This window comes from Pantoea sp. DY-5 (assembly GCF_019795955.1).
GTDB lineage: Bacteria > Pseudomonadota > Gammaproteobacteria > Enterobacterales > Enterobacteriaceae > Pantoea > Pantoea leporis.
In genome coordinates this window covers 1,029,328-1,054,965 of the sequence record NZ_JAIMIE010000001.1, presented here as the reverse complement: position 1 = coordinate 1,054,965, position 25,638 = coordinate 1,029,328, and the positions used below count along the sequence as shown (strand labels likewise).

The window sequence follows — 25,638 nt, the reverse complement described above, 5'->3', positions numbered from 1 at the left end:
TCTCAGCTCACAGGAACGGTTAAGGAAAAAGGCTGTGTCGTGTCGGCGCGGTTGCCGGTCAGTTCGACCACCATGCCGCCGTTAAAATCAGAATCGAAATTGATGCCGGTGAGTTTTATCCGCGGCTCCCACTGCAGGATCGCCATGTAGCAGGCCGACATAATCTGCAGGCGAAGCGATTCGTTTTGCGGCTGGTCAATAAGCGCAGACAGCAGTGAGCCATATTTGCGCCGCATCACCCTGGAGCCGAGCGGCGTTAATAGAATGTCGCGCACTGACTGGCGGACATGGTCGAGGTCGTTAAGCGCCTCGCCGGTCTCCCGGTTCATGCCGATGTATTTTGCTGTCGTCATTGAGGGCCATCCGTTCTGCTTCCGCCGCGCTGGACGCCACCGTGATCGTGGTCATCCACAACAACGCCGTTCGAGTCGAATTTCCCGCCGCTGTGCTCGACGTTGCCGGTCATCTTTCCGCCCTCTGAAAACTCAAACGTTTTGGCTTTCAGGTGAGCAGAGCATTCAACCTCTGGTGTACTCAGCAGGATTTTGACAGCCGCCTCTATGGTGGCGGTTTGTATGCCGGTTGCTTTTAGCTCACCGGTTTCCGGTTCGTACTCAATTACGGCGCCGTCAGGGAATGACCAGTGCAACGCATCAGCCGATGCGGATGGGGCGGGGTTGTCATCGGAGAAAATGCCCGGCAGTACAAACCCCGTATCGAGTTCACCGCCGAGGCATAAAACGAGCACCTGCTCACCCACCGACGGCGCATTCCACGAACGGGTTTTACCCGCACGCGCAGACAGCCAGTGAAGCCAGCCGGTTGTGTTGTTTCCTGTATCCACGCGGCATAACCCGTCGTCCAGTTTTACAGCGGACACGGTGCCAATGCGGATCAGATTGCGCAGCAAGCGCAGGATTTCATTAAGTTTCGAGTTCATATCAATAGAATCAACAAGACCAGTGCAATCCTCAACTAGCTAGTGTTTGTCTGTTGATTACTAAGAATGTTTTTTTTGGGAGTATTCTTAAAAATACTATTGATCAAAACTTGTCTAGGTTGTAAAAACTAAAGCTTGACTTATCAATCAATGGAAAATGATGATGAATATTGCAGACCTCTCTGAACTAATGCCAAATAAACAGCGCACTATCAAAGATCTAGCTACCTACATAAAAACGAAATCAGGTAATAGCCCAAATTACAGTCTCTTTCTTGGCGCAGGAGCATCTGTTACTTCAGGTATTAGTTCAGGTGCCCAATTGGTTGATGAATGGAGAAAGGAAATATTTGAGCTTCTATCGGGGCTGCCTTACGAGGATGTGAAAACCGCAAGGCAATATCTCATTGATAAAGAGTCATCCTGGTTCGATCCTTCAAATGAATACTCATCTTTATTTCAAAAGAAATTTGACTTGCCATCTCAAAGAAGAAGATTTGTAGAAAAACAAGTGGATTCAAAGCTCCCGTCAATAGGTTATTCATATATGGTTAGCTTATTTCAAAGCGGATATTTTGATACGGTGTTCACAACAAATTTTGATGACTTAATTAACGAGGCTTTTTATCAGTTCTCGAGAGAAAGGCCAACACTGTGCGCACATGATTCATCTATAAAAGGGGTTTCAGTAAATTCATCTCGACCAAAAATAATCAAGGTACATGGTGATTATCTTTTTGATAGTATTAAAAGTACGTTGAATGAAACAGAATCTCTTGAAACCAATACCAGAGAAAAGCTTATAGAGTTTACTAAAAAATATGGTTTGGTTTTCATGGGGTATGCAGGGAATGATAGATCAATCATCGATGTGATTAACTATCTTCTTCGACAGGACGAATTTTTAGGAAATGGTATCTATTGGTGCTTGAGGGATGGTGATGAAATAAATCCTGATCTTCATAAAATTCTAAAAAAAGAAAGGGTTTATTATGTCAAGATTGATGGGTTTGATCAGGCTTTAGCGGAGCTACATTACCATATAAACGGGGAAGGCCTCTCACTTGAAGCAAACTTTAAATCTACTAAGAGAGAGAGCATGCTGGCAAGTTTTACAGAGGATAAATACCAGCTTGCGGCAAACTCATTTATTGCTCAGGATATTAAAAGGTTAAAAACGCACACAAATAAGCTGGACATATCAAATCTTATAAATGAACTTTCAGGTGAAAATTATACTGATGATAAGTCGTTCACGGAAGTTGATTTTAGAAACTTACTATCTCTGGATTCACTAATTAAAAACAAAAAATATGATGAGGCCGAAAAGGAAGCGCAAAAACTCTTGTCAACATGTAAAGATAATAACCTTAAGCAAGCTTATCTATCTAGGCTTACCGGTGTTTATCAGCAGCAAGAACAATATGAACTTGCTTTAGAACAAGCTGATAAAATACTTGATATGGATGAGTATAGCATTAATAATAATTTGAGGAAATTATCACTTTACAAAAATCCAATTCAAAAAATAGATTTTATTTCTCAATTATTGGAAAAGTTTAAATATAGCCCTGACATCAGAAACCGTTATGCTAGTGAAGCTCTAAGATATAGAGAATCAAAGCAGTTTAAAAATGATGTAAAGTTGGAGTTTATAATTGAAAAGCTAGAGGAAAGCCTCAAGTTGAATCCAAGCTTGGACAATCATGCTTGGATCTTGATGCAAAAAACATTAGGTGTAATAAAAAATGTTAAGGATAATCCTAAAGAATATAAAGAGGCCTTAATTAAGTTAATTGACAAAATGAGCGAAATGAGTCCTATTCACCTTAATACACTAAAGGTGAAAATGGAACTCAGTTTGATTGATGTGGATATTGAACTAGCGCTAGCTCTCTTGAGTGAGTTGGATTCAATTTATTTGTCTTCATCGCAGAAGAAGAAAAAATCTATATTTAGTCTTATTATTGCGATTAATAGAAAGCTGCCATCTTTTAAATGCCGTGATAAAGCTCTAGTAAGTAGCCAGCGAACACAAGAAGTCTATGTTAAAGAGTTTGAAGAATCAGAATTTGCTTTACCAAGTATTTTTAAAGCAGAAAGTATGATTGTATTTGACCGGGATTTAAAGCAAGCAAAAGAAGTAATCGTTAAGGCGATTGAATTACAAGGTATTTGTAAGTGCTCACAGTCAGCTCTTGATATACTGTTACATGGCGAACCTGATTTATACAATGCCAGCAGAATGCTGGAAAAATGCAAGCCAGATATTGAGGACTGTAGCTATTTATTTATGAAGGCGCAAATTTCTTTAAGCGCTAAGGATTATGAAACTGCAAGTCGATTAATGGAGCAATCATTAGGCTCCACCTTGGATTATGCAAGTTACCTTGTTAACCAGTCCTTCATTTACTTACATGAAGGCGCAAATCAAAAAGTTGTCAACCTACTTACTACTGGCATTGGCCAACTTCCAGCAGGAACTGATAAAGATGCTTTGATAATTAACAGGGAGTTGGCTAATCAGCGATTAGGTATTAAAATTAACAGAGTAGATATACAAAATGTGATTGGAAAAGATAAAAAAGGTCCGGCGAGTGTTGCTGCGCATATCTTACTTGGTGAAGAAGTCCCCGCAAGACGATTAATGGATGAAATAATTAATAATGACTTTTCATATTACTATGCTTTCCAGCACTGGCCCGTAATTCCTTCTCATTACTTGGATAAATATACTACTACTGTAGTCACTCAACATAAAGCTAGTGCTTAAATTTAAGAGGGCTATTTATTTAGCCCTTCGATAATAATTTTGTGAATTTCTTTCGTGATTTCTAAGTTTAGGCCTATTAGTGGTCTTTGAGGATACCTTATTTTTTTAGAATTTAATGTTGGACTGTCTAGCAGGCCATAATGATGTACCCACACCATGCGCTGCACGCGTCCGGTAAACTCAATTACCGCCTCATTTGAAGTTGCCTGCGCTTTCATGTATTTCGCGGTACGGAGTTTGGCGAACATCTCACGCTTAACCCGGCCCTTTTTGCTGCGTATGGGTTGTGCCTTGCGCGGCTTGAAGGGAGTGCCGTCCGGTGCCTGCTGGCGTTTGATATTCTGCTGCTGGCTGGCACGCAGTTTCTTCGCGATGTTGCGCGCCATCGCTTTACGTGAAGACGGCGAAAGGTTGCCAATCAACGCATTCAGCCGGTCATTGACCAGTTGTAAGTCACTCATGTTCGCCACTCGCTAACCAAATCACCGCCAGCATAGAGCTGCACGGGCCGCGTATCGTTCTCCGGCAATGGATTTTCGCCAACGTGTTTAACGTGCAGTTCATCACCCACGCGCTTGACGATCACCCGCTCGCTTAATTGCAGGTCAATACTGATGTCGCTCGCGGTATCGCTGATCACGTCCGCCTTGAACGTGAAGCCGTTCTGCTGCCTGTCTTTGGTCGCCATGATGTCAGGTTCATTCATCCGCAGCCATTCCAGCATAGGCACGATCAGCAAATCGATATCGCCAGTGTAATCAGTGATCACCATGTTCAGCCGGTACTGATACTCAAACGACAGCGAGGTGGCGAGCGTTGACACGATACGCCCGCTATCGATGAACACATTCAGGCTGTCAGGGTTGCGCTGCAGCAGCGGCACACTGGCGGTCAGCGCCTTACGGAGTTGTTGGGGTTTCAGCATCGTGTTGCTCCTGGCACTCTTTAATGATTTCGACCTGCAGCCCGCAGGAGGCGAGCGCAGCATCAAGCTGGCGGTTATCCGCCGCCAGATCGCCCGCCGTTCTCAGGCTATTTCCCGGCACCGGGCAGCTTGTCACGCGCGGACAGCCAATCCAGATAATCTCTGGCGCTGGTGAAGGCGGGGCGGGTGTGCAGCCTAATAACATCATCAGGCAAAGCAGTAACAGACCAGTCACGGAGTATCGGGTTTGCATCGGTTTCCCTCTGTATGTGTGCCTCTCGCGTCAGCGCTCCGGCGCTGGCTTTACCCTGCATCAGCCGCAGCGTGGCTTCGCGTTTCTGCCCTTCGTTGTTTTCAGTTTTAAGCCGGGTGATGGCTTTATCCCGGCTCTCGATACCGGCGGACAGTGTGCCGATAACCCGCTGCGCACTCGCCAGCTCATCGCTGGCAACCGACCATCGCCAGCCGGTTAGTGCCAGCGCCAGCAGCGCCACGGCTAAAAGGGTTCCCGTAATGCGGATCACAACGCCCCCTTAAGGCACCATGCCAGCTCTCGCACGCGACGGTTATCCAGCCCCTGATTAAACACGCCTTTCACGTACACCCAGCGCGGCAACTGATAGCAGGCTTCGCGCCAGCGGCTCTGGTTCAACAGCTTCACCATCGTTGAGCTGCAGGCATTGCCCGTGCCGACGTTGAAGGCCAGCGACACCACGGCGTCGTAAACCTTTTGCGGCACCTTCACGAACAGGCAACGCGTTAACGCCTTTTCCGTGCGGAGCACGTTAGCGATAAACGTGCCCGCCGCCTGCCGCTCGGTGATAGCTTTGCCCGGCACCACGCCAACCGTATTGCCGATGCCATCCGTCCATTTGTCCGCGTCGCACTTGTAGGGACTCAGGCGACAGCCCTCGTAATCGGCGATAAGTTTCAGTCCCTCTACCGAGGTGTGCAGCTGCTGAAAGCCCGGCAGCGTGGCGGCAATCGCCAGCACCACGCCAATCGAGCAGCGCTTAACGGTTTGCAGATTCATAGTCACTCCGGCTGATGCGGCCCGTTGCAAAGAGCTGGTAGGTTTTGCGCCGGTAATACCAGCTCACCAGAAACATGCCGACGCCGAGCACCATGCCGAGAATGGTCGCCACATCCTGCAAATCCCATTTACCGAGCCAGCCCATCACCACGGCAATGCTGTAGGTGATAAAGGCGCTGATGCGCTCCATCGTGATGTTCATGATTCAGTCCCAAAGGTTAACGGTCTCACCCGTTGACGATTCCGGCAGCTCAGGCAGATCGACCGGCCAGCCGTGCGGCAGTATCGGCCCGGCGTCGGCGAGGCCGGGGTTGGCATCAAAGACCGACTCCATTACCTGCTCCGTGCGCCCGTAATGGCGGTAGCAGATATCGTCGACGGTATCGCCCTGCAGCGCGTAAACCCGCGTCACAGCAGGCTCACGATGCAGTTAGGGCGCTCACCGACGCGGCTGATGCTGAACCGCGCGTCGCGCCAGTATTCGTCGGCGCTGGCTTCAACGTCTCCGGCCTTCTTCGTGCCGCTGGCGTCATAGCCGCGATAGCGCTCGGCGATGGTGGCGGCGGTGATCGCCTCGACGGCGGCGAGGTAGTGCGTGATTTTTTCGCTCACGCCGTCCAGCGCTTCCGCCGGGACGTCAGCGAGCGTTTTAAAACCCGCCGCCATCTGGTCGGCGCGCCAGTCGTACAGCTCGGCGTTCACTTCGCTAATCGCCGTTTTCACCGCCAGCCGCAGGCGCTGCGCGGTGACGGTTCCCTCGTAGCGCAGTGACTCGCGCAGCTGCTGCAGGTCGATATCAGGCCAGAAAAAGGTGTTCTTTACCGGCGGCTCGGCAGTCTCTGCCGGTCGCTGTGCTGCAATTACCAGCGTGCTCATAGTTGGCCTCAGAAATAGGTGGGCGGTGGAGGACGGCGCAGACACTGAAAGTGCGTTGCCGTCCTGCCGCCCTGCGCGGGGTCGCGTCCGGTCAGCGGCTGGCCTGCGCCTGCTTTTTCATGGCAGTCGCCAGCCGCTCTATGTCTTTTTTCACGCCGCAGCCCTCGTGCAGCTGCAGCGCGCGTTTCAGGTGATGCATGGCTTCCAGAGTCCCGCCCGAATCGCGATACACATACCCGGCGATTTTGTGCAGCTTGGCGCGCACCTGATCGGGCATGTCTTCGGCGTCGGTCAGCCGGATGGTTTCAAGCAGCGGCGCGATATCGACCGCCTCTTTTGCCGTCCAGGCGCGTGTCGCGGCGCTGGCCACTTCTTCGGCCAGCAGATACGGCAGGCTGTCTCGTTTAAATCCGTCGGGCGGCACCAGACCGTGCGTTAATGCGTAACGGGCGATTTCGAGCGCGCCGGTTACGTCGCCGGTGTCCAGCCGCCAGATCATGACGGTCATCACGATGGCATCCTGCGCGCCGCGCCCGCTGTTCATCACGCCTGCAATCCACGGCAGGTAGTCGGGCAGGAGCTGGCGCTTTAGCTCAGCCTTGCGCTCTACCGAGTGGACTTTCTTCAGGCGGCGCTTGTCCTCGTTGAGTTTCACGAGCATCTGCTCATAGCCGGTGGCGTGGCGCAGCGGGTTCGCATCCCGCTGCGATTCGGTTTCGGCCTGGACGCGCATCCGGTGACGGCGGGCGGGACTCAGCATGCGTTACTCTCCCGCTGCCGGGGTTTCAGTTTTGGCTTCAGCCGGTTCGCTGAAATCACCGAGTTCGATGTTTTCAATCACGCAGCCCGCCGCGTAGTCTTCCACCACGTAGTCTTCATTTGCCGACTCGTAGTTTTCGATGCGGTCGCGCTTCGGCACCTCTTCGATGTGGCGGCGCTGCGTGCCTTCCTGCCAGTAAATCGACAGGTTGTCGGTGCGGGTGATCATCATGGCGTTGGCCGGGAAGTACGGCACGCGCACCGCTGGCAGGTTGCCGATGCGCTTCTGGCTGATAATCACGTCAGCGGCAAGCTGCTCGGTGTTCGCCTGGTCTTTGTTCACAATCGGGAAATACTTGTCGGCCAGTAGCTGACGGCCAACGATGACGACCAGCTCCGGGTCTTCCTGATACCACGGCTCGATCAGGTTGTTGGTGGCGTCCATTACCAGCGCGTCGAGGTTGGCGTAGTCGCCGTCTTTGCCCACGCGGATTTTGGGTGAAATCACCGTGCCGTCTTCCTCCGTGATTTTGCTCATCACGCGGCTCGGCGCTTCGTTGCGGTACTTCTGCAGCCAGCCCACCGCCACGTCCTGCAGCATCGGGTTGGCGGCGCGGTTAGAGGTTTTAGCGCGGTGCGTGCCGTTAAAGCCAATCATGATGCGGTCCAGCGCCTGGCGCTGGATGATGGAATCGCGTAAGCGGGTCTGGAAATCGTCATAGCGCGCCCACAGGTCGAGCGTGTTATAGCGAATGTGGAAATCGAAGTTGACCTGCGCGCACTCATAGCCCTGGCTGTCGAGCGAAGAGAAATCAGCGGTTTCACGTTCATCGCCGCCAGCGGTATCGGTGGTGCTGGCAATTGAGCCGGACACGCCGACGCCGATTTTCTCACCCTTCATTTCCGGCACCGGCACGATGTTGATGCGGGTCAGAAACGCAGATGACTCCTGCACGCGGGTCATCAGCTTTTGCGTGACAGACGGTTCGACGCTGAATTTTTTGTTCATATCGTCGATTTCTACGCCGTTCAGCTCGGCGACGCGGGACATGTAGGCGTTAAATTTAAAGCGGGTATTCTTGCGCATTGGCGCTCCTGTTAATCGGTATTCGGGTTTACTCAATCCGGTGTATTAGCAGTCGGTCTGCACGCTGCCTTTGTTGTCGCCGCCGGTTGCAGGCGGGCGACGGTTAAAGCCGCCGTCAGTTTTCGCCAGCGTCTCCTGCAGGGTGCTCAGTGCTTCGCGGTCTTTACCGGCTTCCAGCTCCAGCGCCGCGATGCGATCGGAAAAGGTTTTTTCCAGCGCTGCCACCTGCTGCGAATGGGTTTCGCCGTTCTTCTGCACCTGCTCCGCGACGGCCGTTACCGCTGCGCTCACGTCGCTAAAGCGCTCGTCGTCGGTTTTTTCTTTGCGGGTAAACAGCTCTTTCACGCGGGACAGCAGCGACGGGCCTGCGTCGGCTTCGTCGTAAAACTCGATCAGGGTTTCTTCGGCGGCGGTAAACAGGTTTTCTTTGTCCTGCTTGCGTGAGGCCAGCGGGCTGGCTTTGGCGGTGGCGCTAAAGCTCAGGTATTCCGTGCCAAGGCTTGCCGGATCGTCGGTCACGGCCAGACCAATCAGATAGGCTTCGCCGGTGTCGGAGAATTTCGGGTTCACTTCAATCGAGGTGTAAACCTTCTGGCGTGCTTTAGTCAGCTCGACCAGCTCAGGGGTGGGATCGATGTAGCCAAACAGCGCCAGTTTACCCGCCAGCGGGCCTTCGGTGATTTCCTCGGCTTCCACCTTCGTTACGTCGCCAAAGCGGCGGAACGTGCTGTCGGCGGCATAGCCTTTGATGTGCTCCATGTTGACGCGTGCGCCGTACACAGTGGGGTCATAGTTTTTCGCCATCTGCGAAATCCAGTCGCGGGAAATCTCGCGGCCGTCGGTGGTTGCGCCCTGCACAGCGATGCGGAAACGCTTTGCTTTAGTTGCCATTAATCAGGCTCCGGTCAGTGGGTTGGTTCGGTTCGGGGCCAGTTTCCCCGCCGCCACCTAATCCCTCAATGCATGCCCGCCCGCTCATGTATCAGCAAACAGCGAGTGCAGGCGCGCCCAATTTGCCACCGGTAGCCTTACCGGCATGAACATGACACCCGGCACCATCATCAGCGATCCGCGCCGTCAGGCCGCGCTGCTTTACTGGCAGGGATTTTCCGTGCGCCAGATTGCGGAGACGCTCGGACAGAAAACGCCGACCGTGCAGAGCTGGAAGCTGCGCGACGAGTGGGACAGCATCGCGCCCATCAGTCGCGTGGAAGCCAGCATGGAAGCACGGTTGATTCAGCTCATCATGAAAGAGGTCAAGGGGAATGGTGATTACAAGGAGATAGACGCGCTCGGTCGCCAGATTGAACGGCTTGCGCGCGTCGAGCGCTACCGCAGCAGCGGCAACGAGGCGGATCTCAATCCCAACGTGCGCAACCGAAATAAAGGCGAGCGCCAGCCGGTGATCAAAAACGTATTCAGCGACGAGCAGACCGACAAACTTACCGGCCTGTTTATGGAGGGCTGCTTTGCGTACCAGCTCGGCTGGCATCAGGCCGGACTCGCGCACCGCATTCGCAATATCCTCAAATCCCGCCAGATTGGCGCGACGTTCTACTTTGCCCGCGAGGCGCTGATCGATGCGCTGACCACCGGGCGCAACCAGATTTTCCTGTCAGCCAGCAAGGCGCAGGCGCACGTTTTCAAAAACTACATCCTCGACTTTGCCCGTCAGGTGGACGTTGACCTGAAAGGCGATCCGATTGTGCTGCCCAACGGCGCGCGCCTGATTTTCCTCGGTACCAACGTGCGCACTGCGCAGAGCTACACCGGCAATCTGTACCTGGATGAATATTTCTGGATACCGAAGTTTCAGGAGCTGCGCAAAGTCGCCAGCGGCATGTCACTGCACAAGAAGTGGCGCACGACCTATTTTTCCACGCCGTCGAGCCTGTCGCACAGCGCTTATCCGTTCTGGTCTGGCGAGCTGTTTAACAAAGGGCGCCGTAACAAAGATGACCGCATCGAGCTGGATCTCTCGCATTCATACCTGGCGAAAGGCGCGCTTTGCGGCGACGGCCAGTGGCGGCAGATTGTCACGGTTGAGGATGCGCTGACCGGCGGCTGCAACCTGTTCGATATCGATCAGCTGCAGCTCGAATACAGCCCGTCGGAGTATCAAAACCTGCTGATGTGTGAATTTGTCGACGACGAGGCCAGCGTGTTCCCGTTCGCCGAACTGCAGACCTGCATGGTCGACAGTCTGGAGGAATGGACAGACTTTAACCCTTACGCGCTGCGCCCGTTCGACTATCGCCCGGTGTGGATTGGGTACGATCCCTCGCATACCGGCGACAGCGCCGGATGTGCCGTTATCGCGCCGCCGCTGGTGAAGGGCGGCAAATTCCGCGTGCTGGAGCGTCATCAGTGGCGCGGTATGGACTTCGCCGCGCAGGCGCAGTCGATAAAGCAGCTCACCGAAAAATACACCGTCGAATACATCGGCGTGGATGCCACCGGCATCGGGCAGGGGGTGTTCCAGCTTGTGCGCCAGTTCTTCCCGGCGGCGCGCGAAATCAAATATTCGCCCGAAGTAAAAACCGCGATGGTGCTGAAAGCGAAAGACACCATCAGCAGCGGGCGACTCGAATACGACGCGGGCCAGACCGATATCACACAGTCATTTATGGCGATCCGCAAAACCATGACCGCCAGCGGCAACCGTTCAACCTACGAAGCCAGCCGCAGCGAGGAAGCCAGCCACGCCGACGTCGCCTGGGCAATCATGCACGCACTCTTAAACGAACCGCTTACCGCTGCCAGCGGCGGCGATAACCCTTCATTTATGGAATTTTATTAATGAGCAAACGCAAAGACCGCAGGGCATTCACCGCCCAATCCCAGCCATCACCGGCAGCGCATCAGCCGTTCGAGGCGTTCAGCTTCGGCGAGCCAACGGCAGTACTCGATAAGCGCGATATTATGGATTACACCGAATGCATCCATAACGGGCGCTGGTACGAGCCGCCAGTTAGCTTTCACGGCCTCGCCAAAAGCCTGCGCTCGGCGGTGCACCACAGCTCGCCGCTGTACGTTAAGCGCAACATTCTGGCCTCAACGTTTATCCCGCACCCGCTGCTGAGCCAGCAGGAGTTCAGCAAGTTTGCGCTGGATTATCTGGTGTTTGGAAACGCCTTCGCCGAGCTGCGTCGCAACACGCTTGGTCAGCCGCTGCGCCTTGAAATGTCACCGGCTAAATATACGCGGCGAGGGGTGGAGGAGGGCGTGTATTGGTTTGTGGGGGAATGGAAGGAGGCGCACCAGTTCGATACGGATCAGGTGTTCCACCTTATCGAACCGGATATTAATCAGGAGTTATACGGCCTGCCTGAATATCTCAGCGCGTTAAATTCCGCCTGGCTGAATGAGTCGGCTACGCTGTTCCGCCGCAAGTATTACCAGAACGGCGCGCACGCCGGGTACATCCTGTATATGACCGATGCGGCACAGAGCAGCAGTGACATTGAGCGCATGCGGCAGGCAATGCGTGACACCAAAGGGATCGGCAACTTTCGCAACCTCTTCATGTACGCACCCAACGGCAAGCCGGACGGAATAAAGATTTTACCGCTCAGCGAAGTGGCAACGCGGGATGATTTTTTCAACATCAAGAAGGCGAGTCGTGACGATCTGCTAAGCGCGCACCGCGTACCGCCGCAGATGATGGGGATTATCCCGGATAACACGGGCGGGTTTGGGGATGCGGTGAAGGCGTCACAGGTGTTTGTGCGCAACGAATTGACACCGCTGCAGGAGCGCATGAAGGAGATCAACTACTGGATTGGTGAGAAGGTTATTGGGTTCCGGCCCTATGAACTGGAACCCTAAAAGACTCATCTCTAAATTAGGCAAGTCTTTATCTTTTATTGACAGTTATACTTGTCGCGAAAGGTGGATAGGCTGATGTTGAGTGGATCTCGTCATAGGTAGCGACAACATTTCCACTCTCATCTAACTGGTTAAAGACATACTCATCGTTATCCCTGCCTTTACGTAAACCCTTCCAGTCCATCGAGACCTGCTCTAAAACATGCCCCTCAGGAATGTTAAATCTTTTTCTGATTTCGTCTGACATTTAGCTCTCCTTTGTATTAAATATTTCTAGCCTTGCATCAATCAATACATCTTTCGCATTTTTCCATTCTTCCATCAATGCCTCGTCAAAACTTATTGCCCGTTCAATAAAATCAGCATCCTTTACTTTAAATTCAGGCAATTCCTTGAGCAACACGCAGCTACTTTCAACGAAAGCCTTCACAGAATTAAACCCTATAACCTCCCTGTTGAAATATTGCTCCCCGATTCTATAAGCACCTTTCATAAGGTCATTTTCATCAAGGCTAATCTGTATAGCTGACTGACCATCCATGATGAACTTTGCAAAAACACCATGCTTAAAAAACTCTCTACGCACTTCTTCTAAATTAGTAAGTATCAGAATAGAAATTTCATTTTGAATGAACGCGACCAAACATTCATTCTCAAGTGAAAGTGTAAAAGGATATGCTACGCCCCAATCCTCTTCAGGTGTCAACTCATGAACCATAACTGAATTATTCAAACCGCAAACGCTCTCGAGGTAATTAACCACGTTAACATCAACGTCACCACCTCTGGTGATACGGGAGCAAAAATAAGTTAAGCCGCGCTCAACTTCCATACTGCTATACCCATCCTCTAGAGCATTCCGAATAACTAGATTTATTTCATTGTAATAGGCAACATCTCTGCCTTTTTTAGCAACACGGTATGCATCAAAGCCGTTCCTGAAGTTTGGTGCATAATCGTTTCCGTAAAAAAGAGCCAGTTTTTTAAGATCCCTAAGCTGTCTATTAACGCGTCCACCTGGGTTTGCATGTTTCGTTTTTTTAACTTCAATGGGTACAGGATCACTCCACCCCATAGCACATACATCCCCATGCCGGATAACATTCGTAATATCGGAGAGTATAACAGGCACCTTTTTATCAAGCCCCATTCGAAATATTTTCCACTCATTTTTGAATCCTTCCTTTCCAGAAATAAAACCGGCATCCTCCTTCACATTATAGTTGGAATCATAGTAAAGATGCTTGAGATTGCACGTTGGCTGATAAATATTAGCAATTCCATCACCAAAAAACTTCCATGTATATATCATTACTCTCCTGGCTTTTAATCTAGGCTCTATCATATTCAACAAGCCTTTAATTTTAATTGAATCATCCTTAGTAAGCCTTCCACCCTTTTTAATTCTGGTGAAGCGACTCTTAATGCGCTTAAGCCTTTTAATCCTTTTTTCTTCACTAACTATCTTTCTAATCAGGAAACGATGTAACTCTAATATCAGCTCCATGTTGTCAGGATCAGCTTTGAGCGCTTTAATCATCGATGCTGCTTGAAAAAAATCTCTTTGATATCTAGGGAATCTCATATGCTTCCTTACAATTCAGCTAAGAGTTAGATAAGAGGAACTAAGAGCATCAGGCCTAAAATTCAATCAAATGATTTAAAACTACTATTTGGGTGTTTAAACAATAAATTCATTGACACCTCAAAATCAATAATCTCGCTCACAAAGTTAGCTTCTTGAGCGCTAAAATCCTACCACTTCATACCCATTCAGATTTCAAGCATCGCTCCGACATCTTCAGACGCTCTCAGATGAGTTTGCGGGGTTTTGCCAACTCACTGCCATCACGAGCGCTCGCCACCGTGCGACTGGCTCAGCCTCCGCATACATGTTTACACCCCTGGCGCGCAATGCTTTCCCCGCCACGCCAGCCCGCTTCGTGCATCGTTTTTAATGCATCTGCATGCCTCACCTCATACCGCGCCAGCCGTGGGGAGAAGGGCGATAAGCGATCCTGTTTGGATCATGCGAAATCACGCACCTACATGCGTTTTGCTGCAGCATCAAAAAAGCCACCGAAACGGTGGCTTAGTCGCAGTGCTGAAACTACTGGCGATCATTCTGCCTGGCAGTAGATAGCGTCCTGGTAAAATGAGGTGTCAATCGAACCGGCCATGTCACTGATCATCGACAGTGCCATTTTCAATTCATCTTCCTTGCAGTGTGCGATGAGTGATACGTCGGCTACAAATTGGATTCTGGCAACGGTCTCGCTCAGTTTATCGATATCCATCAGATAATTAACTCCTTATCAATAAAATACACTGTATGTATAAACAGTATCATGGCGTTAAGGAATCGTAAACAATCGTATGGCTCGGATTTGTCCGACCGATGGATTATTGAACATTACGGCTTTTACGATGTTGAGCGGCCAATGTCTCAAACCGCTGCAGGGCTGTTGAAGGTCTTCTACGCTCAACGAAAAGATGGCCGCTTGTTCCACTCCAGAATATTTGCGCGCCAACTTTGAGCTTGTGCCCCATCATCATGCGTGTAACTTCGCCTTCGGAAAGGGTAAGACGTGAGACATCATAAAAACTGTCTTTGAGCTGCTTACGTTGATCGCGATATTTATCAGAAACCGGCGCCTGTCGTTTTTTTCGCGGTTTTGCAGGCGTGCTTTCATGAAATCTTTTCAAAATACGTCTTCTCTCGGCACGGGTCGGCGAGCGCGTGAAGTCGATAGGGGGATCATCATCCGGCGGGGCCGTACAGTTATTGACAGAACTCCAAGAGGACGCGGACGCGCCCTTAACGTCAACAGCCAAATCAACGGCACGCTTCGGCACAATCTTCCATTGCGTCAGTCTGGTTAGAATCGGCGTATCGGCGCCAGCGTCTGTTGCATACACGCCTTTGATGCGCATGGTTTCCTCGCCATACGCATTTAGGTCTTCACTCGGTTGATACCATGTACGTACGGCCAGTTCATCACGACGAACAAATGCGCCGCCTTGTGCGTTAACGTAGCCAGCCCAATCGCCAGCATCTGCTGCGTCATGTGCAGCAGCGAACTCGATGCTGAGTCCGTGCGCGGTTTCGCTGTCTGCCATGCGGCGCAACTCGCGATAGACAGTAACTGGTGCGCCGCCAATGAACTGGAACTGGCGAATGTGCCAACGTGCCGCCCATGCTGAAACGGCTGAGGCAGTTTCTTTCAGCTCTTTGCCGCTCTCGTCGTCCAGCTCGCCGTCGAGCGCATAGCCATCGATATTTTTTGAGATGTATTTCGCCACGTAGCCGGTGGCACTGCCTTTATCGGGATCGATGGCTTCAGCATGAAAGCGCGCTCTGCGGGTCTTTTCGGTGGTTAGTTCAGTGCCATCTTCGCGCCATGCATAGTCGCTGATCACCTCACGCACCCGATCAACATTTTCAGGCAGCATAAACATCAGCATGTGCCAATGTGGAGTTGCATCGTGATGGGGTTCGGCAACACGGATGCCAAAGATGCGGATTTCTTCGCGATGCAGCTTGGCGCGAATTTTCTGCCACACGTTGCACAGATAACGCTGCGTATCTGCCGGGCTGGCACCATTCCACTTGCGGTTACGATGACCGGTCTTGATAGTGGCGTGGTAGCGAGAAGGGGCAGTGACCGTGTAAAACTCGCCGACAAAACCCATCTCGTTGCAGATATTTTCAAATCCGCGAATGCGATTCATCAACTCGCAGCGTTTAATGGCGGGATTCGACACGCTGGAATCAAACTTGTCGATTAAGCTGATCCTCTCGCCGGTTTCCTCATTCTCCAGCTCAAGCCCTTTAAGAAACTCACGCGTGCGGCGCTTTTGCTCGCGCCATTCCGACACCGTCATATTGCTGGCATAGGGCGTATGTTTTTTGCTGACGTTGGCGAGGGCGATTTGCAGATGTTCACGCCATGATGCTGCGATACGACGCAGGCGGCCTTTCCACCATTTCTCGGTTTGCATGCGCATGATCGCGGGGGTGACTTCTTCCGGATCGAATAGGCGTGATGTAACTTTTTCCCACAATGGCGGTGTCTGATTAAACTCGCGAGTGATGGTGGCGGCGGTCATGTAAATGCGGTGCGTGTATTTATAATCTGATTCGTTGTCAGATTGAGCATGCGCCTGCACTAATTCAGCCAGGGCAAAGTTGGCAATGTCGCCAGCCAGCAAATCAACATCGGCGCGAGCCATATCCGGCAAGCGGTTAAAACGACGCATTAACTCCCATAGCGCGCCGCACACTCTCGCCGCACCGATATCCTTAGTGGCGTTTTCTGTCAGCACATTAAACGTGCCGGCCTTCATTTCGTCGAGCCGATATTTTGCATTCACACATTCGACGCGTGGCAATGTGCGCTCAACAAAAGTCTTTGTTAAGTACGCATTGGCACGGGCAATGCCCTGTGATTTTTCCAGTTCGGCGATGCGCCGCCTGACATCGATCTGAATCAGCGTCGGCTGCTGAGCGAGTAACTGCTCAGCATGCGCCAAAGCTGCAATCAACTGATCGCGGCTTCGCAGTTCCTTATAAGTAGGATAGGGGCTGGCAATGGCTTCCCGTGGAGCATTCCACGGGTAAGCATATGTCTCGGTCATCAGGCTTTTGCCTGCAGATGTTTTCCGCGCAGCTCTTCAATCTCCTGACAAGAAACGCAGCGAGTAACGCCAAGATAGGCTCGCCGACGCAATTCCGGAATTGGGGCGTCACAGTCTTCGCAGAAAGAAGCGCTAATCGCAGGGGCGCGGTTAACGATGAGCGCGATGTTACGTTCGAGCATTTCCTCGGTACGCTGCTGCACTATATCCATTGAATCGGCCATTAGTGCGCCTCCGCGATTTGTGTCTGCAGTTTTTCAACTTCTTGCTGTAACAACTCAGCAGCCTCAACACATGACATTTCCTCACGGCGAATAGTCCAGGCAAGCACATTGAGGCGTGAGATCATTAATTCTGCTCGGTTGTGACGCTCCTCTCTTCGCGCGTCATTGAGCATCATGTCGAGTTCGATGTACGACGCAGTTTGTGTGGCTTCCAATAATTTGCGTTGCATGTAATTTCCTGTTTTTGGGCAAAGTGAATCCCGGCGGGTTTACGCCAGTTAATTGCATTGGGTTATTTAGTTAGAAAGCGTCATTCGCTTGGGGAATAAACTCACGACGGCTTTTAATTGGTTCATTGCACGTATTACGGCGGTTTTTTCATCAGTGCTTAATTCGCTAAAATTGGCGCTGTGTCGGTCTTTGCCAATATTTGCCAGGAAAAAGATGGCGCTCAGTGCGCGCTTATTGTCCTGATAATTGTTGTCTCTAACATCACGCATTGAGTCGAAGAATCGCGATAAATCCTGTTCACTGTCGCGGCCCTTAAATTGCGATCGCAACAACGCAACGTGATTGAGTGCCGCGACACGTTGACCGGCGCTCAGTTCGACAAGCATTGAATCGCCTTCGATAGCCATGATTTTCCTCTCTTGGGTGTTGCTTGAGTTCGTGGTGCGCTTGAAACCTCTTTAACCGGATGCCAGCGCTTACCGTTGTCACCTAAAATCCAGCCATGTCCGTAAGACATTGATGGGCTGCGTCTTTTGAGCTGTGCAGCAAATGAAATCATGACTGCACCTCAGACCACGCCAAATGACGCGCCAAGACCGCTGATCGCATCGACAGTTGAAGACAAAGCCGGGTTAGCCTGTATGCGCGCTTGAACGGCCAGTGCGGCGAGGGTTAAACAACGAATACCGCTGTTAACGTTTTGTAGCAGGCTACGTTTGCAGCTAGCGCTTAATTGCTCTGTGGAGATCGCGCCAGCAGCTAACTGCCCAACCTCAGCGGTGGCTTTCATCACATACAGCGGCAGTTTGTCGTTGGCAACTTCGTTGACCGGCACGCATGGCAAGCACTGGATTTGCGCAAGTAAGCCATCAATGAGCGTCGCATCTTCGGTGACATCGGTAAGCACTAACACTTCTTGTACGGTGAGCTGATGAGGCTGATCGGGATTCAGCTTGTTACGCAGCGTTTGTGCTCGCATGCCTGCCTGCTGCGCAACGTCTTCCATGTTGTGCGTTAGCGCGAACTTGCGGCATGCATCGTCGTAATAGTTATGGGTAGAAGCTTTGAAATCAAACATAGTCAAATTCCTCACTGCCGAACACAATCATTGGCAAAGTTGAATGTTAACGTGACTGAAAGTCAGCTTCTTTCGTTAAAGCGATCATGTTGATGAGCACTTTTTCCATCTTGCGAGCTTTTGACCTGATTGGTAGGCGACCATCTTTCACCATCAGGCGGCAGGTTTCGTAAGGTATACCGGTCACTTTTGCGAATTCCGGCAGCGACAAATAAGGGCTGCTCAAGGTAATTGAAAGTGGAGAATTCATCGTGCATCCTTGTTCGTAAAGGTAAATGCGGGTAATTGCGTTCGTTGATTCAATATTGACTACGTTACATTTCAAATTTGAATCAGTCAACGTTCACATGGTGGAAAAGTTGAATGGAATTTTCAGGCGGGCAAGCTTTAGTTGATAGGTTATTGAAAGCCTACGGTTTTTCCACGCAGAGAGAATTAGTCGAAAAGATTGGTGTCGGTCATGGCACGGTCAGTACATGGATTCGCCGTGAATACTTTGCCGGTGAAGCCGTAGTGCAATGCGCCTTAGATACTGGAGTTTCACTTAAATGGCTTGCCACGGGAAAAGGTGAGCCAGCAATCGCTGTTGTTCGCGAAAGTGAACAACAGTCCTCTAAAGTTGAAAACCTGCCATTTAGTTCTATCGATTCTGGGCATCTGCAGCTGCGAGAGCCGGTTTCAATTCAAGCTTCTTTGCTGCCTTCAGGTCATAAAAAAGTTGAAGTGATTCAGGTGGCGGAAGTCAGTACGTTCTATTTGGTCGATAAAGATTTTGCCAAACCGACCGATGGAATATGGATCACTCAGCGCGCTGATGTTGTGCGATGTGAAACGTTGCAGAGAACGCCGGGCAATCACTGGCGTATCGAAGGTGTGGATTGGCCTGTTGATGAAGTTAAATTAATCGCGAAGGTTATAGGAAGTATCAAACATAAAATTTAATTGGGGGCGCTATGGATAGAAAACTCAGTGTTTATAACTACACACGCAACAGAGATAAGTTACTGGCAAATCTTGTCAATATCATAGAGGGTATGACATGTGACGGGCAGGTTGATGCCAAAGAATTACTTTACCTTGATACTTGGTTATTGGAAGCAGAAGCAACCAGCGAAAATTATTGCGTCCAAGTTATTCGGGATAAAATTGCAGCCATTTTAGAAGATGGCGTCATCGAAGAAGTTGAATTGAAGCAATTCAAAGATGACTTACTAAATATTCAACAAAACCTTCTCGATATCCCTGATGTTGACTTCTATTCGACCGAATCTGATAAACACCTTCTTGAAGGTCTGTGTAAAGGCATGCTAGCCAATCATGAGCTTACAGAAGATGAGATCCGCTATCTTCGTTGGTGGTTATCCAATAATGGTTTGTTAAAAACTAACTTCCCCGGTAAAGATCTTTATCTTCTGATTGAGAGCATCTTGGCTGATGGTTTTGTAACACCTGATGAAAGAGAAGAATTGAAAGAGGCCATGATAGCCTTTACGGGATGCGATTTAGCCACTGGAGCTGTTGATGGTCTTTCAATTCGTTCACCGCTTGAACATGTGGATGAGTTAAAAATCAAAGGCTCTGTGATTTGTCTTACAGGAAAGTTTCTTTGCGGATCGCGTTCCTCATGTGCCGCTGAAATTGAAGCGGCAGGCGGAATTGTAATCGATGACATCACTCAAAAATTAGACTACCTAATTATAGGGACGTTGAGTTCAAGAGATTGGCGCTATCAAAGCTATGGCCGAAAAATAGAAAAAGCCATCGAGTACCGTGAAAAGGGACACTCTTTAAAAATCATAGGCGAAGAACATTGGCGTCAGCATTCTGCTTGATGCTCATTATGTGGTCATGTTTAAAAGCCAGAAATCAAACATTGACCACTGTTTTTATATACAGTAAAAAGTCCTCATTTGTTTTTTGAGGAAATTGTATGTCTGTTAGAAAAGCCGAAAACGGAAAGTGGGTTTGTGATTTTTACTCGGCTGGCAGAGGAAGTAAGCGAATTCGCAAAAGCTTTGCAACTCGCGGCGAGGCTTTACGTTACGAGCGAGAGCAGCTCGCTAAAAGCAGCGAATCCAGCATAAACACGATTGAGGCGGAAGCCCGCGCGGTTCGCCTTAGTGAGTTAGTTAATGATTGGTATGAATTACATGGAAGGTCTTTGACCGATGGCGATGCAAGGCTGCAAAAATTGAAATCACTCTGTCATAACTTGGGTGATCCAGATGCTTTCACACTTAACCAAGAAATGTTTGCGGGCTATCGTAAGCAGCGGTTGGCGGGGGACTTCACCGCTAATCCAAAGCATGGCATCAAGAAACTACCGAAAGAAGCCACAGTAAACCGTGAACACGCTTACTTACGTGCAGTGTTTAATGAACTAAAAAGGCTGGGACGTTGGAAAGGTGATAATCCACTCGATGGTATGCGGCTCTTTCGCGAGAGTGAAAACGAACTGTCATTCTTATACGATGAAGATATTAAAAGATTACTCAAAGAGTGTGACGCATCATCAAATAAAGATCTTGGCATTATTGTGCGTATTTGCCTCGCAACCGGCGCCCGTTGGAGTGAAGCCGAGCAGTTGAGGCAATCTCAAGTTATGCCATTTCGAATCACATATACCAATACGAAAAGTAAAAAGAATCGCACTATTCCAATATCGAAAGAACTTCATGCATTAATTCCTAAAAGTCGTGGTCGACTATTTGACAATGCTTATGATGCTTTCGGGTTTGCGATTGAAAGTGCGAACATTGAATTGCCAGACGGCCAACGCACCCATGTTTTGAGACATACGTTTGCAAGTCACTTCATGATGAATGGTGGAAATATACTAGTGTTGCAACAAATACTAGGACACTCAACCATTCAGATGACGATGCGTTATAGCCACTTTTCACCAGAACATTTAGAAGCAGCAATCAATCTTAACCCATTCGATCGATTAGGAAAGGAGAACGTAAATTGATTTCTTTTAGGCAATATTTCAACATGAATGCGGCTAAGAACTTTTATCTATGCGTAACTGCCGCAGGCGTAGTTGTATTCCTTTTCTACTGTCTGAGAATAAATTTTTTTCCAACGGGGATGTCACTGTCTGATGCAATATTTTTCCTGCTTGTAATATTTTCATTTTCACTTCTAATGGCTTTCACTTTTACCGGTTGGTACTCAGTTTCGTGTATTCTGGTTTGGGTTTTTCTTAAGATTTCATTGTTTATTTGCCGATTCACCAAGAGAACAAAAAGTAAATTCTATAGAAACGCTAAAGGTTCTTATAGAACTGCAAGAAAAATGGGTTTATTTGAACCTATGTTCGCATTGATCATGGTGTCCATTTTAATTGGGATTTTTGTAGCTAAGTTAGTCTTATATGGAAAACTTCAGGTACTTCCGGTTATTTCCTCTTTTTTATTGGTTGCGGTAGGGATTCTGTTAATTGCAAATGTGAATTTTGAAAAATTGTTAACCAGAGAGAAAAAGAGAAAAATGACTGTCGCATTTGTCGGATTTATGGTTTTTATCTTTTTACTTTTTTCCGGTATGGGCGAAATTTTAAATGATTCTGCTATGGGAGTTATCGGAGTTAAGAAAAATGACGCCACGTTTTTGTTAAAAGATAACGATTTAGAAATGGCAAGGCATTTGACAGGTAACAGTGGGCAATCTTTCTTCTATGGCGATGTGCTATTTACTGGCGTGGGAGACACATCATTACTTATCATCAACCATAAGCGATTGATCGTTAAAAACGCCAACTTAACAATCTCTTTTTAGGTGTGGGCAGGTCAATTTGTTGTGACTACCAGCAGACGGTTAAACCCAAGTTAACCCATTTTTACCGTCTATAACTCTTTGATTTACTGTAAGTGCATGATTTTAAAAGTCTGTGAAAAGTCTTTAAAATCCCTCGGCTTATGGCTGTGCGGGTTCAAGTCCCGCCCCGGGCACCATATTTGCAGTCGATAAAACGAATAAAATAAAGCAATAAGCAGTAATGTCGTAACCGCCTAAGGGCGGTTTTTTTGTTTTTGTCCTTACCTCATCGCCAATAAAAACCCGGCAAAGCCGGGCAAGTCATTACGATTGCGGTTGTCCCACCGGACCTGCTCCTTCGCTGGCGCCTGGCACCGGTTGGTTACTTGGCGCATGTGGGCGCCCATCGTTGCCGACCGCATCACTCTTGTGCATACAACCCGACAGCGATACCAAGGTTAACGTCACCAATGCTGCTTTTGTTAAAACGTTCATCTGCTGCTCCTTATAATTAAGTGATTGAGTAACCAATCCCAAAGAGATCAAAGGATTGACCATGAGCTAAGCAAAGTCAGTGACAGCAAATTTCGCAAGCGAAGCGCGGCAGTAACCATAAAAAACGCCGGATTTCCGGCGTTTTTCGTCTCAATCCTAATATTTCTATCCCAGATTGCCACTCAGCCGCTCGCGGAAATCGCTGCTGCGGTTATCCAGCCCGATAAAGGTGACGTTCGCTCCATGGCGCTGATAGCGATATTCGATAGCATCAAGGGCCGCCACGCTGGAAGCGTCCCAAATCTGCGCATGCGTCAAATCGATGGTGACAGTTTTTGGATCGTGGCCGTAATTGAAGTGTTCAAACAAATCATTGCTGCTACCAAAGAACAGCGGGCCGCGCACGGTGTAATTGACCTGTTGGCCATCCTCGCTCAGCTGGCGTTCAGCGTGAATGACGTGAGCGATGCGGCGTGCGAACAGCATCATCGCCAGAATCACACCAACCAGCACGCCAATCGCCAGGTTGCCGGTCCACACGGTGACAGCAACCGTCAGCACCATCACAAAGGTTTCCGACCACGGCATGCGTTTCAGCGTAGCCGGATGCAGGCTGTGCCAGTTCACGGTTTTCACCGCTACCACCATCATAATGCCCGCCAGTACTACCATCGGGATCTGTGCCATAATCTGGCTCAGTCCGGTCACTAATAACAGCAGCACGATACCCGCCGCGACCGTCGAAACACGCGTACGTGCTTTGCCCAGCTCGACGTTAACGATGGTTTGGCCAATCATCGCGCAACCGGCGATGCCGCCATAGAAGCCCGCAAGAATATTGCCGACGCCCAGCGCCCAGGATTCGCGGCGTTTAGCGGAAGGCGTATCGGTAATGTCATCCACCAGTTTGGCGGTCAGCAGCGACTCCATCAAACCCACAAAGGCGATGCTCAAGGCGGTGGGCCAGATGATTTGCAGCGTGTGCAGATTGATTGGCACCAGCAACGTCGTGAAGCCTGGCAGACCGGCGGTCATTGGCCCTTCATCGCCCACGTTCGGTACGCGATAGCCAAGCAGCAACGCCACCGCCGTCACTACCACAATCGCCACCAGCGGTGAAGGGACGCTTTTAAAGACTTTCGGTAGCAGCAGCACGATGGCCAGCGTAACGGCGAACAGCACCCACACCAACGCGGATTGTCCCCAAACGTGCGGGACCTGCGCAAAGAAGATCAGGATGCCGAGGGCGTTAACGAAGCCGATCATCACCGAACGCGGGATATAGCGCATCATGCGCGACAACCCAGCGAGCCCAAAGATAATCTGGATAATGCCGCCCATAACCACCGCCGGCAGAATGTATTCAACGCCGTGCGCATGCACCATTGGGCCGATCACCAGCGCCACCGAACCGGCCGCTGCAGTGACCATTGCCGGACGACCGCCCAGAATCGACAGCGTCAGGCACAGCACCACCGAGGCCACAAGGCTGACTTTAGGATCGACACCGGCAATCACGGAGAAGGAGATAACTTCCGGGATCAGCGCCAGCGCGGTAATAATGCCGGCCAGACACTCGCGGGTTAGCAGGGCAGGCGAACGTAAAACGCGCCCCACAGTGATATCGCTCTCCACCGCAGTGGTGCGCTCAGTTGGTTGACTCATAGATTGTGCAGGCTCTTTTATTATTGTGCGCATACCGTCGCGGTATGGCAGTAACCAGTTAGGATTTTCCGAGAAGGGATGTTACCGGGCAATAAGGTGAGACGCTAGCGCGTTGGGGCAGGTGAGGGTGATTCCATCCCTGGAATCCGGCTTTAGACCGCGAGATCGTCAGGTGTTTTATTCACAACTAATTCAAGCAGATGGCGATAAATATCCAGCTGAATCACATCGCTTTCCATCTCAAGACGGTTAATCAGCGAAGCAATAATCGCTTTATTAGAAACCGGCATACCGGCTTGCAGGATTTCGGCGATGATCTGCCCGAAAACTTCCATTTCACTGCTGTCGCTATTACCGGCCAGTTTGAAATAGTCAGCGATGGCAGCGCTACTGTTTGCGGCGTTTTGCATATGTGAAGCCCTTAAGATCGGCCTGATGGCAATGTGCCTTCAGCTCCATGATGAAAAAATTTGCACGCGGACAGGCGCGCAACACCCAACTCATCAACCAACGCAAAAAGACACCTCTGAAGGTGGAAATCCACAACACCTTCAGAGGCGACGCAAAGTGCATCATTCGTTACGGAGCCGTCAGCTGGCTCACGGGACGTAAACTTATACAATCCGGCACAACTTGTACAAGCTTGATTTTAAGCAATTTGTGCTAGTCCTTATTTAACAGTTAGTTATGATTTGTAATGTTTTCTAAAAGCTATACAAGAATGGGCGAAAACCGCCAAATTTTCGGTGAGTTGTACAACTGATAAGGAAAGCTGGAGATTTTTTGTCCTGCCAACTACGTTTGCAGGTGTAAGCAAAATTTTCATTGGCGAGCGGCTTACCTTATAATAACGCTCCCGTTTAGTTAGATACCTAACCATTAGGCCACTACGTTTTGAGCGACTATCCCCAACCCTTTTCTCGTTTGCTGCATCTCACCGCGCACGCATGGCGTTTGGCTGTTGATCGTCGCCTCAAAGAGAGCGGATTGAGCATGAGCAGCTGGATGGCGATTGCCAGCGTTGCCACCGCCGCCGAGCCGCCAACGCAAAAAGCGCTGGCGCAGTTGCTTGGTCTGGAAGAGGCCAGCGTCGTGCCGCTGGTGGATCGTCTGGTGAAGCAGCAGCTATTAGCGCGCGTGCAGCCGCCGGAAGATCGTCGCAAACGCCTGCTGATTCTGACTGAGCAGGGCAGCGTGGCCTTTGCCGAAGTGAAAACGCAGGCCGATGCGCTACGTGCACAGTTGTTGGCGGATATCGATCCTGCATCGTTGGCGATAACGGAACAGGTGCTGCAACAGCTGCTCGCGCGTCTGGGAAGCGTTTAAC

Annotated in this window: 34 protein-coding genes; 8 read left to right on the top strand and 26 right to left on the bottom strand. The window is 50.0% G+C overall.

What is annotated here, in order from left to right; all coding sequences use genetic code 11:
• Nucleotides 1–2 precede the first annotated feature (2 nt).
• The gene (locus tag K5Y30_RS05025; protein ID WP_222210627.1) at nucleotides 3–353 is read right to left on the bottom strand and encodes a GPW/gp25 family protein; all 351 of its coding nucleotides are present in this window, start codon (nucleotides 351–353) and stop codon (nucleotides 3–5) included.
• Complete coding sequence (locus tag K5Y30_RS05020; RefSeq protein WP_222210626.1) at nucleotides 350–940, bottom strand: phage baseplate assembly protein V; 591 nt, start codon at nucleotides 938–940, stop codon at nucleotides 350–352. Before K5Y30_RS05020 ends, K5Y30_RS05025 begins: the two co-directional genes overlap by 4 nt.
• A gap of 163 nt (nucleotides 941–1,103) precedes the next feature.
• On the opposite strand from K5Y30_RS05020, the gene K5Y30_RS05015 reads away from it, so the two are divergent.
• Entirely contained in the window at nucleotides 1,104–3,713 is a 2,610-nt protein-coding gene (locus tag K5Y30_RS05015) for an SIR2 family protein (RefSeq protein WP_222210625.1), read from the top strand.
• A gap of 11 nt (nucleotides 3,714–3,724) precedes the next feature.
• On the opposite strand, the gene K5Y30_RS05010 is transcribed toward K5Y30_RS05015, so the two are convergent.
• The 11 genes from K5Y30_RS05010 to K5Y30_RS04965 form a co-directional block, all read right to left on the bottom strand.
• Entirely contained in the window at nucleotides 3,725–4,174 is a 450-nt protein-coding gene (locus K5Y30_RS05010) for a phage virion morphogenesis protein (RefSeq protein WP_222210624.1), read from the bottom strand.
• Complete coding sequence (locus K5Y30_RS05005; protein ID WP_222210623.1) at nucleotides 4,171–4,638, bottom strand: phage tail protein; 468 nt, start codon at nucleotides 4,636–4,638, stop codon at nucleotides 4,171–4,173. Before K5Y30_RS05005 ends, K5Y30_RS05010 begins: the two co-directional genes overlap by 4 nt.
• Nucleotides 4,613–4,846 (bottom strand): Rz1-like lysis system protein LysC, encoded by a 234-nt coding sequence (lysC, locus tag K5Y30_RS05000; RefSeq protein ID WP_255606560.1) that lies wholly within the window; start codon nucleotides 4,844–4,846, stop codon nucleotides 4,613–4,615. The genes K5Y30_RS05005 and lysC overlap by 26 nt, the downstream gene beginning before the upstream one ends.
• Nucleotides 4,746–5,162, bottom strand: coding sequence for an Rz-like lysis system protein LysB (gene lysB, locus K5Y30_RS24815; RefSeq protein WP_343552660.1), 417 nt, complete (start codon nucleotides 5,160–5,162; stop codon nucleotides 4,746–4,748). The genes lysC and lysB overlap by 101 nt, the downstream gene beginning before the upstream one ends.
• Nucleotides 5,159–5,671 carry a lysozyme gene (locus tag K5Y30_RS04995; RefSeq protein WP_222210621.1) on the bottom strand — a complete coding sequence of 171 codons (513 nt, stop codon included), beginning with the start codon at nucleotides 5,669–5,671 and terminating at the stop codon, nucleotides 5,159–5,161. The genes lysB and K5Y30_RS04995 overlap by 4 nt, the downstream gene beginning before the upstream one ends.
• Nucleotides 5,652–5,867 (bottom strand): HP1 family phage holin, encoded by a 216-nt coding sequence (locus tag K5Y30_RS04990; protein ID WP_254773233.1) that lies wholly within the window; start codon nucleotides 5,865–5,867, stop codon nucleotides 5,652–5,654. Before K5Y30_RS04990 ends, K5Y30_RS04995 begins: the two co-directional genes overlap by 20 nt.
• A 9-nt stretch (nucleotides 5,868–5,876) precedes the next feature.
• Complete coding sequence (locus K5Y30_RS04985; RefSeq protein ID WP_370634174.1) at nucleotides 5,877–6,083, bottom strand: tail protein X; 207 nt, start codon at nucleotides 6,081–6,083, stop codon at nucleotides 5,877–5,879.
• Nucleotides 6,080–6,547, bottom strand: coding sequence for a head completion/stabilization protein (locus K5Y30_RS04980; protein WP_222210620.1), 468 nt, complete (start codon nucleotides 6,545–6,547; stop codon nucleotides 6,080–6,082). The genes K5Y30_RS04985 and K5Y30_RS04980 overlap by 4 nt, the downstream gene beginning before the upstream one ends.
• Before the next feature lie 91 nt (nucleotides 6,548–6,638).
• The gene (locus K5Y30_RS04975) at nucleotides 6,639–7,307 is read right to left on the bottom strand and encodes a terminase endonuclease subunit (protein ID WP_222210619.1); all 669 of its coding nucleotides are present in this window, start codon (nucleotides 7,305–7,307) and stop codon (nucleotides 6,639–6,641) included.
• A gap of 3 nt (nucleotides 7,308–7,310) precedes the next feature.
• Nucleotides 7,311–8,393: a phage major capsid protein, P2 family gene (locus K5Y30_RS04970; RefSeq protein ID WP_222210618.1), complete on the bottom strand. Its 1,083-nt coding sequence runs from the start codon at nucleotides 8,391–8,393 to the stop codon at nucleotides 7,311–7,313.
• A gap of 45 nt (nucleotides 8,394–8,438) precedes the next feature.
• Complete coding sequence (locus K5Y30_RS04965; protein WP_222210617.1) at nucleotides 8,439–9,284, bottom strand: GPO family capsid scaffolding protein; 846 nt, start codon at nucleotides 9,282–9,284, stop codon at nucleotides 8,439–8,441.
• 145 nt (nucleotides 9,285–9,429) lie between these two features.
• Between K5Y30_RS04965 and K5Y30_RS04960 the strand changes: the two genes are divergently transcribed.
• Complete coding sequence (locus K5Y30_RS04960; RefSeq protein ID WP_222210616.1) at nucleotides 9,430–11,193, top strand: terminase ATPase subunit family protein; 1,764 nt, start codon at nucleotides 9,430–9,432, stop codon at nucleotides 11,191–11,193.
• Nucleotides 11,193–12,221 (top strand): phage portal protein, encoded by a 1,029-nt coding sequence (locus tag K5Y30_RS04955; protein WP_222210615.1) that lies wholly within the window; start codon nucleotides 11,193–11,195, stop codon nucleotides 12,219–12,221. Before K5Y30_RS04960 ends, K5Y30_RS04955 begins: the two co-directional genes overlap by 1 nt.
• A gap of 28 nt (nucleotides 12,222–12,249) precedes the next feature.
• Here K5Y30_RS04955 and K5Y30_RS04950 read toward each other — a convergent pair whose 3' ends face one another.
• The 10 genes from K5Y30_RS04950 to K5Y30_RS04905 form a co-directional block, all read right to left on the bottom strand.
• Nucleotides 12,250–12,468, bottom strand: a complete 219-nt coding sequence (locus K5Y30_RS04950; protein ID WP_222210614.1) for a hypothetical protein — start codon at nucleotides 12,466–12,468, stop codon at nucleotides 12,250–12,252.
• A complete protein-coding gene (locus tag K5Y30_RS04945) occupies nucleotides 12,469–13,761 on the bottom strand; it encodes a hypothetical protein (protein WP_222210613.1) in 1,293 nt (430 codons plus the stop codon).
• A 580-nt stretch (nucleotides 13,762–14,341) separates the two neighbouring features.
• Nucleotides 14,342–14,518 (bottom strand): hypothetical protein, encoded by a 177-nt coding sequence (locus tag K5Y30_RS04940; RefSeq protein WP_222210612.1) that lies wholly within the window; start codon nucleotides 14,516–14,518, stop codon nucleotides 14,342–14,344.
• A 106-nt stretch (nucleotides 14,519–14,624) separates the two neighbouring features.
• Nucleotides 14,625–16,859: a replication endonuclease gene (locus K5Y30_RS04935; protein ID WP_222210611.1), complete on the bottom strand. Its 2,235-nt coding sequence runs from the start codon at nucleotides 16,857–16,859 to the stop codon at nucleotides 14,625–14,627.
• Nucleotides 16,859–17,083, bottom strand: coding sequence for a TraR/DksA family transcriptional regulator (locus K5Y30_RS04930; RefSeq protein WP_222210610.1), 225 nt, complete (start codon nucleotides 17,081–17,083; stop codon nucleotides 16,859–16,861). The genes K5Y30_RS04935 and K5Y30_RS04930 overlap by 1 nt, the downstream gene beginning before the upstream one ends.
• On the bottom strand, nucleotides 17,083–17,313 hold the full coding sequence (locus K5Y30_RS04925; protein WP_222210609.1) for a DUF2732 family protein: 231 nt from the start codon (nucleotides 17,311–17,313) through the stop codon (nucleotides 17,083–17,085). The genes K5Y30_RS04930 and K5Y30_RS04925 overlap by 1 nt, the downstream gene beginning before the upstream one ends.
• A gap of 66 nt (nucleotides 17,314–17,379) precedes the next feature.
• The gene (locus K5Y30_RS04920) at nucleotides 17,380–17,721 is read right to left on the bottom strand and encodes a DUF5347 family protein (protein WP_222210608.1); all 342 of its coding nucleotides are present in this window, start codon (nucleotides 17,719–17,721) and stop codon (nucleotides 17,380–17,382) included.
• Nucleotides 17,685–17,873 (bottom strand): phage filamentation protein Fil family protein, encoded by a 189-nt coding sequence (locus tag K5Y30_RS04915; protein ID WP_222210607.1) that lies wholly within the window; start codon nucleotides 17,871–17,873, stop codon nucleotides 17,685–17,687. The genes K5Y30_RS04920 and K5Y30_RS04915 overlap by 37 nt, the downstream gene beginning before the upstream one ends.
• A gap of 9 nt (nucleotides 17,874–17,882) precedes the next feature.
• On the bottom strand, nucleotides 17,883–18,392 hold the full coding sequence (locus K5Y30_RS04910; RefSeq protein ID WP_222210606.1) for a phage regulatory CII family protein: 510 nt from the start codon (nucleotides 18,390–18,392) through the stop codon (nucleotides 17,883–17,885).
• Nucleotides 18,393–18,438: 46 nt separating this feature from the next.
• Complete coding sequence (locus tag K5Y30_RS04905; protein WP_154152823.1) at nucleotides 18,439–18,642, bottom strand: DNA-binding protein; 204 nt, start codon at nucleotides 18,640–18,642, stop codon at nucleotides 18,439–18,441.
• A 113-nt stretch (nucleotides 18,643–18,755) separates the two neighbouring features.
• On the opposite strand from K5Y30_RS04905, the gene K5Y30_RS04900 reads away from it, so the two are divergent.
• The 4 genes from K5Y30_RS04900 (at nucleotide 18,756) to K5Y30_RS04885 (ending at nucleotide 22,172) form a co-directional block, all read left to right on the top strand.
• Nucleotides 18,756–19,334, top strand: a complete 579-nt coding sequence (locus K5Y30_RS04900; protein ID WP_222210605.1) for a helix-turn-helix transcriptional regulator — start codon at nucleotides 18,756–18,758, stop codon at nucleotides 19,332–19,334.
• 11 nt (nucleotides 19,335–19,345) lie between these two features.
• A complete protein-coding gene (locus K5Y30_RS04895) occupies nucleotides 19,346–20,224 on the top strand; it encodes a BRCT domain-containing protein (RefSeq protein ID WP_222210604.1) in 879 nt (292 codons plus the stop codon).
• Nucleotides 20,225–20,322: 98 nt separating this feature from the next.
• Entirely contained in the window at nucleotides 20,323–21,363 is a 1,041-nt protein-coding gene (locus K5Y30_RS04890; RefSeq protein WP_222210603.1) for a tyrosine-type recombinase/integrase, read from the top strand.
• A gap of 23 nt (nucleotides 21,364–21,386) precedes the next feature.
• Nucleotides 21,387–22,172 carry a hypothetical protein gene (locus K5Y30_RS04885; RefSeq protein ID WP_222210602.1) on the top strand — a complete coding sequence of 262 codons (786 nt, stop codon included), beginning with the start codon at nucleotides 21,387–21,389 and terminating at the stop codon, nucleotides 22,170–22,172.
• A gap of 303 nt (nucleotides 22,173–22,475) precedes the next feature.
• Here the strand turns inward: K5Y30_RS04885 and K5Y30_RS04880 are convergent, their stop codons facing one another.
• From K5Y30_RS04880 to K5Y30_RS04870, 3 genes are all read right to left on the bottom strand, one after another.
• Nucleotides 22,476–22,646 carry a hypothetical protein gene (locus K5Y30_RS04880; RefSeq protein WP_222181771.1) on the bottom strand — a complete coding sequence of 57 codons (171 nt, stop codon included), beginning with the start codon at nucleotides 22,644–22,646 and terminating at the stop codon, nucleotides 22,476–22,478.
• A 165-nt stretch (nucleotides 22,647–22,811) separates the two neighbouring features.
• Nucleotides 22,812–24,311, bottom strand: coding sequence for a SulP family inorganic anion transporter (locus tag K5Y30_RS04875; RefSeq protein WP_222210601.1), 1,500 nt, complete (start codon nucleotides 24,309–24,311; stop codon nucleotides 22,812–22,814).
• Between the two features lie 152 nt (nucleotides 24,312–24,463).
• The gene (locus K5Y30_RS04870; RefSeq protein ID WP_008102310.1) at nucleotides 24,464–24,721 is read right to left on the bottom strand and encodes a biofilm/acid-resistance regulator YmgB/AriR; all 258 of its coding nucleotides are present in this window, start codon (nucleotides 24,719–24,721) and stop codon (nucleotides 24,464–24,466) included.
• A 484-nt stretch (nucleotides 24,722–25,205) separates the two neighbouring features.
• Between K5Y30_RS04870 and K5Y30_RS04865 the strand changes: the two genes are divergently transcribed.
• Nucleotides 25,206–25,637, top strand: a complete 432-nt coding sequence (locus K5Y30_RS04865; protein WP_101760893.1) for a MarR family winged helix-turn-helix transcriptional regulator — start codon at nucleotides 25,206–25,208, stop codon at nucleotides 25,635–25,637.
• Nucleotide 25,638: the final 1 nt, after the last annotated feature.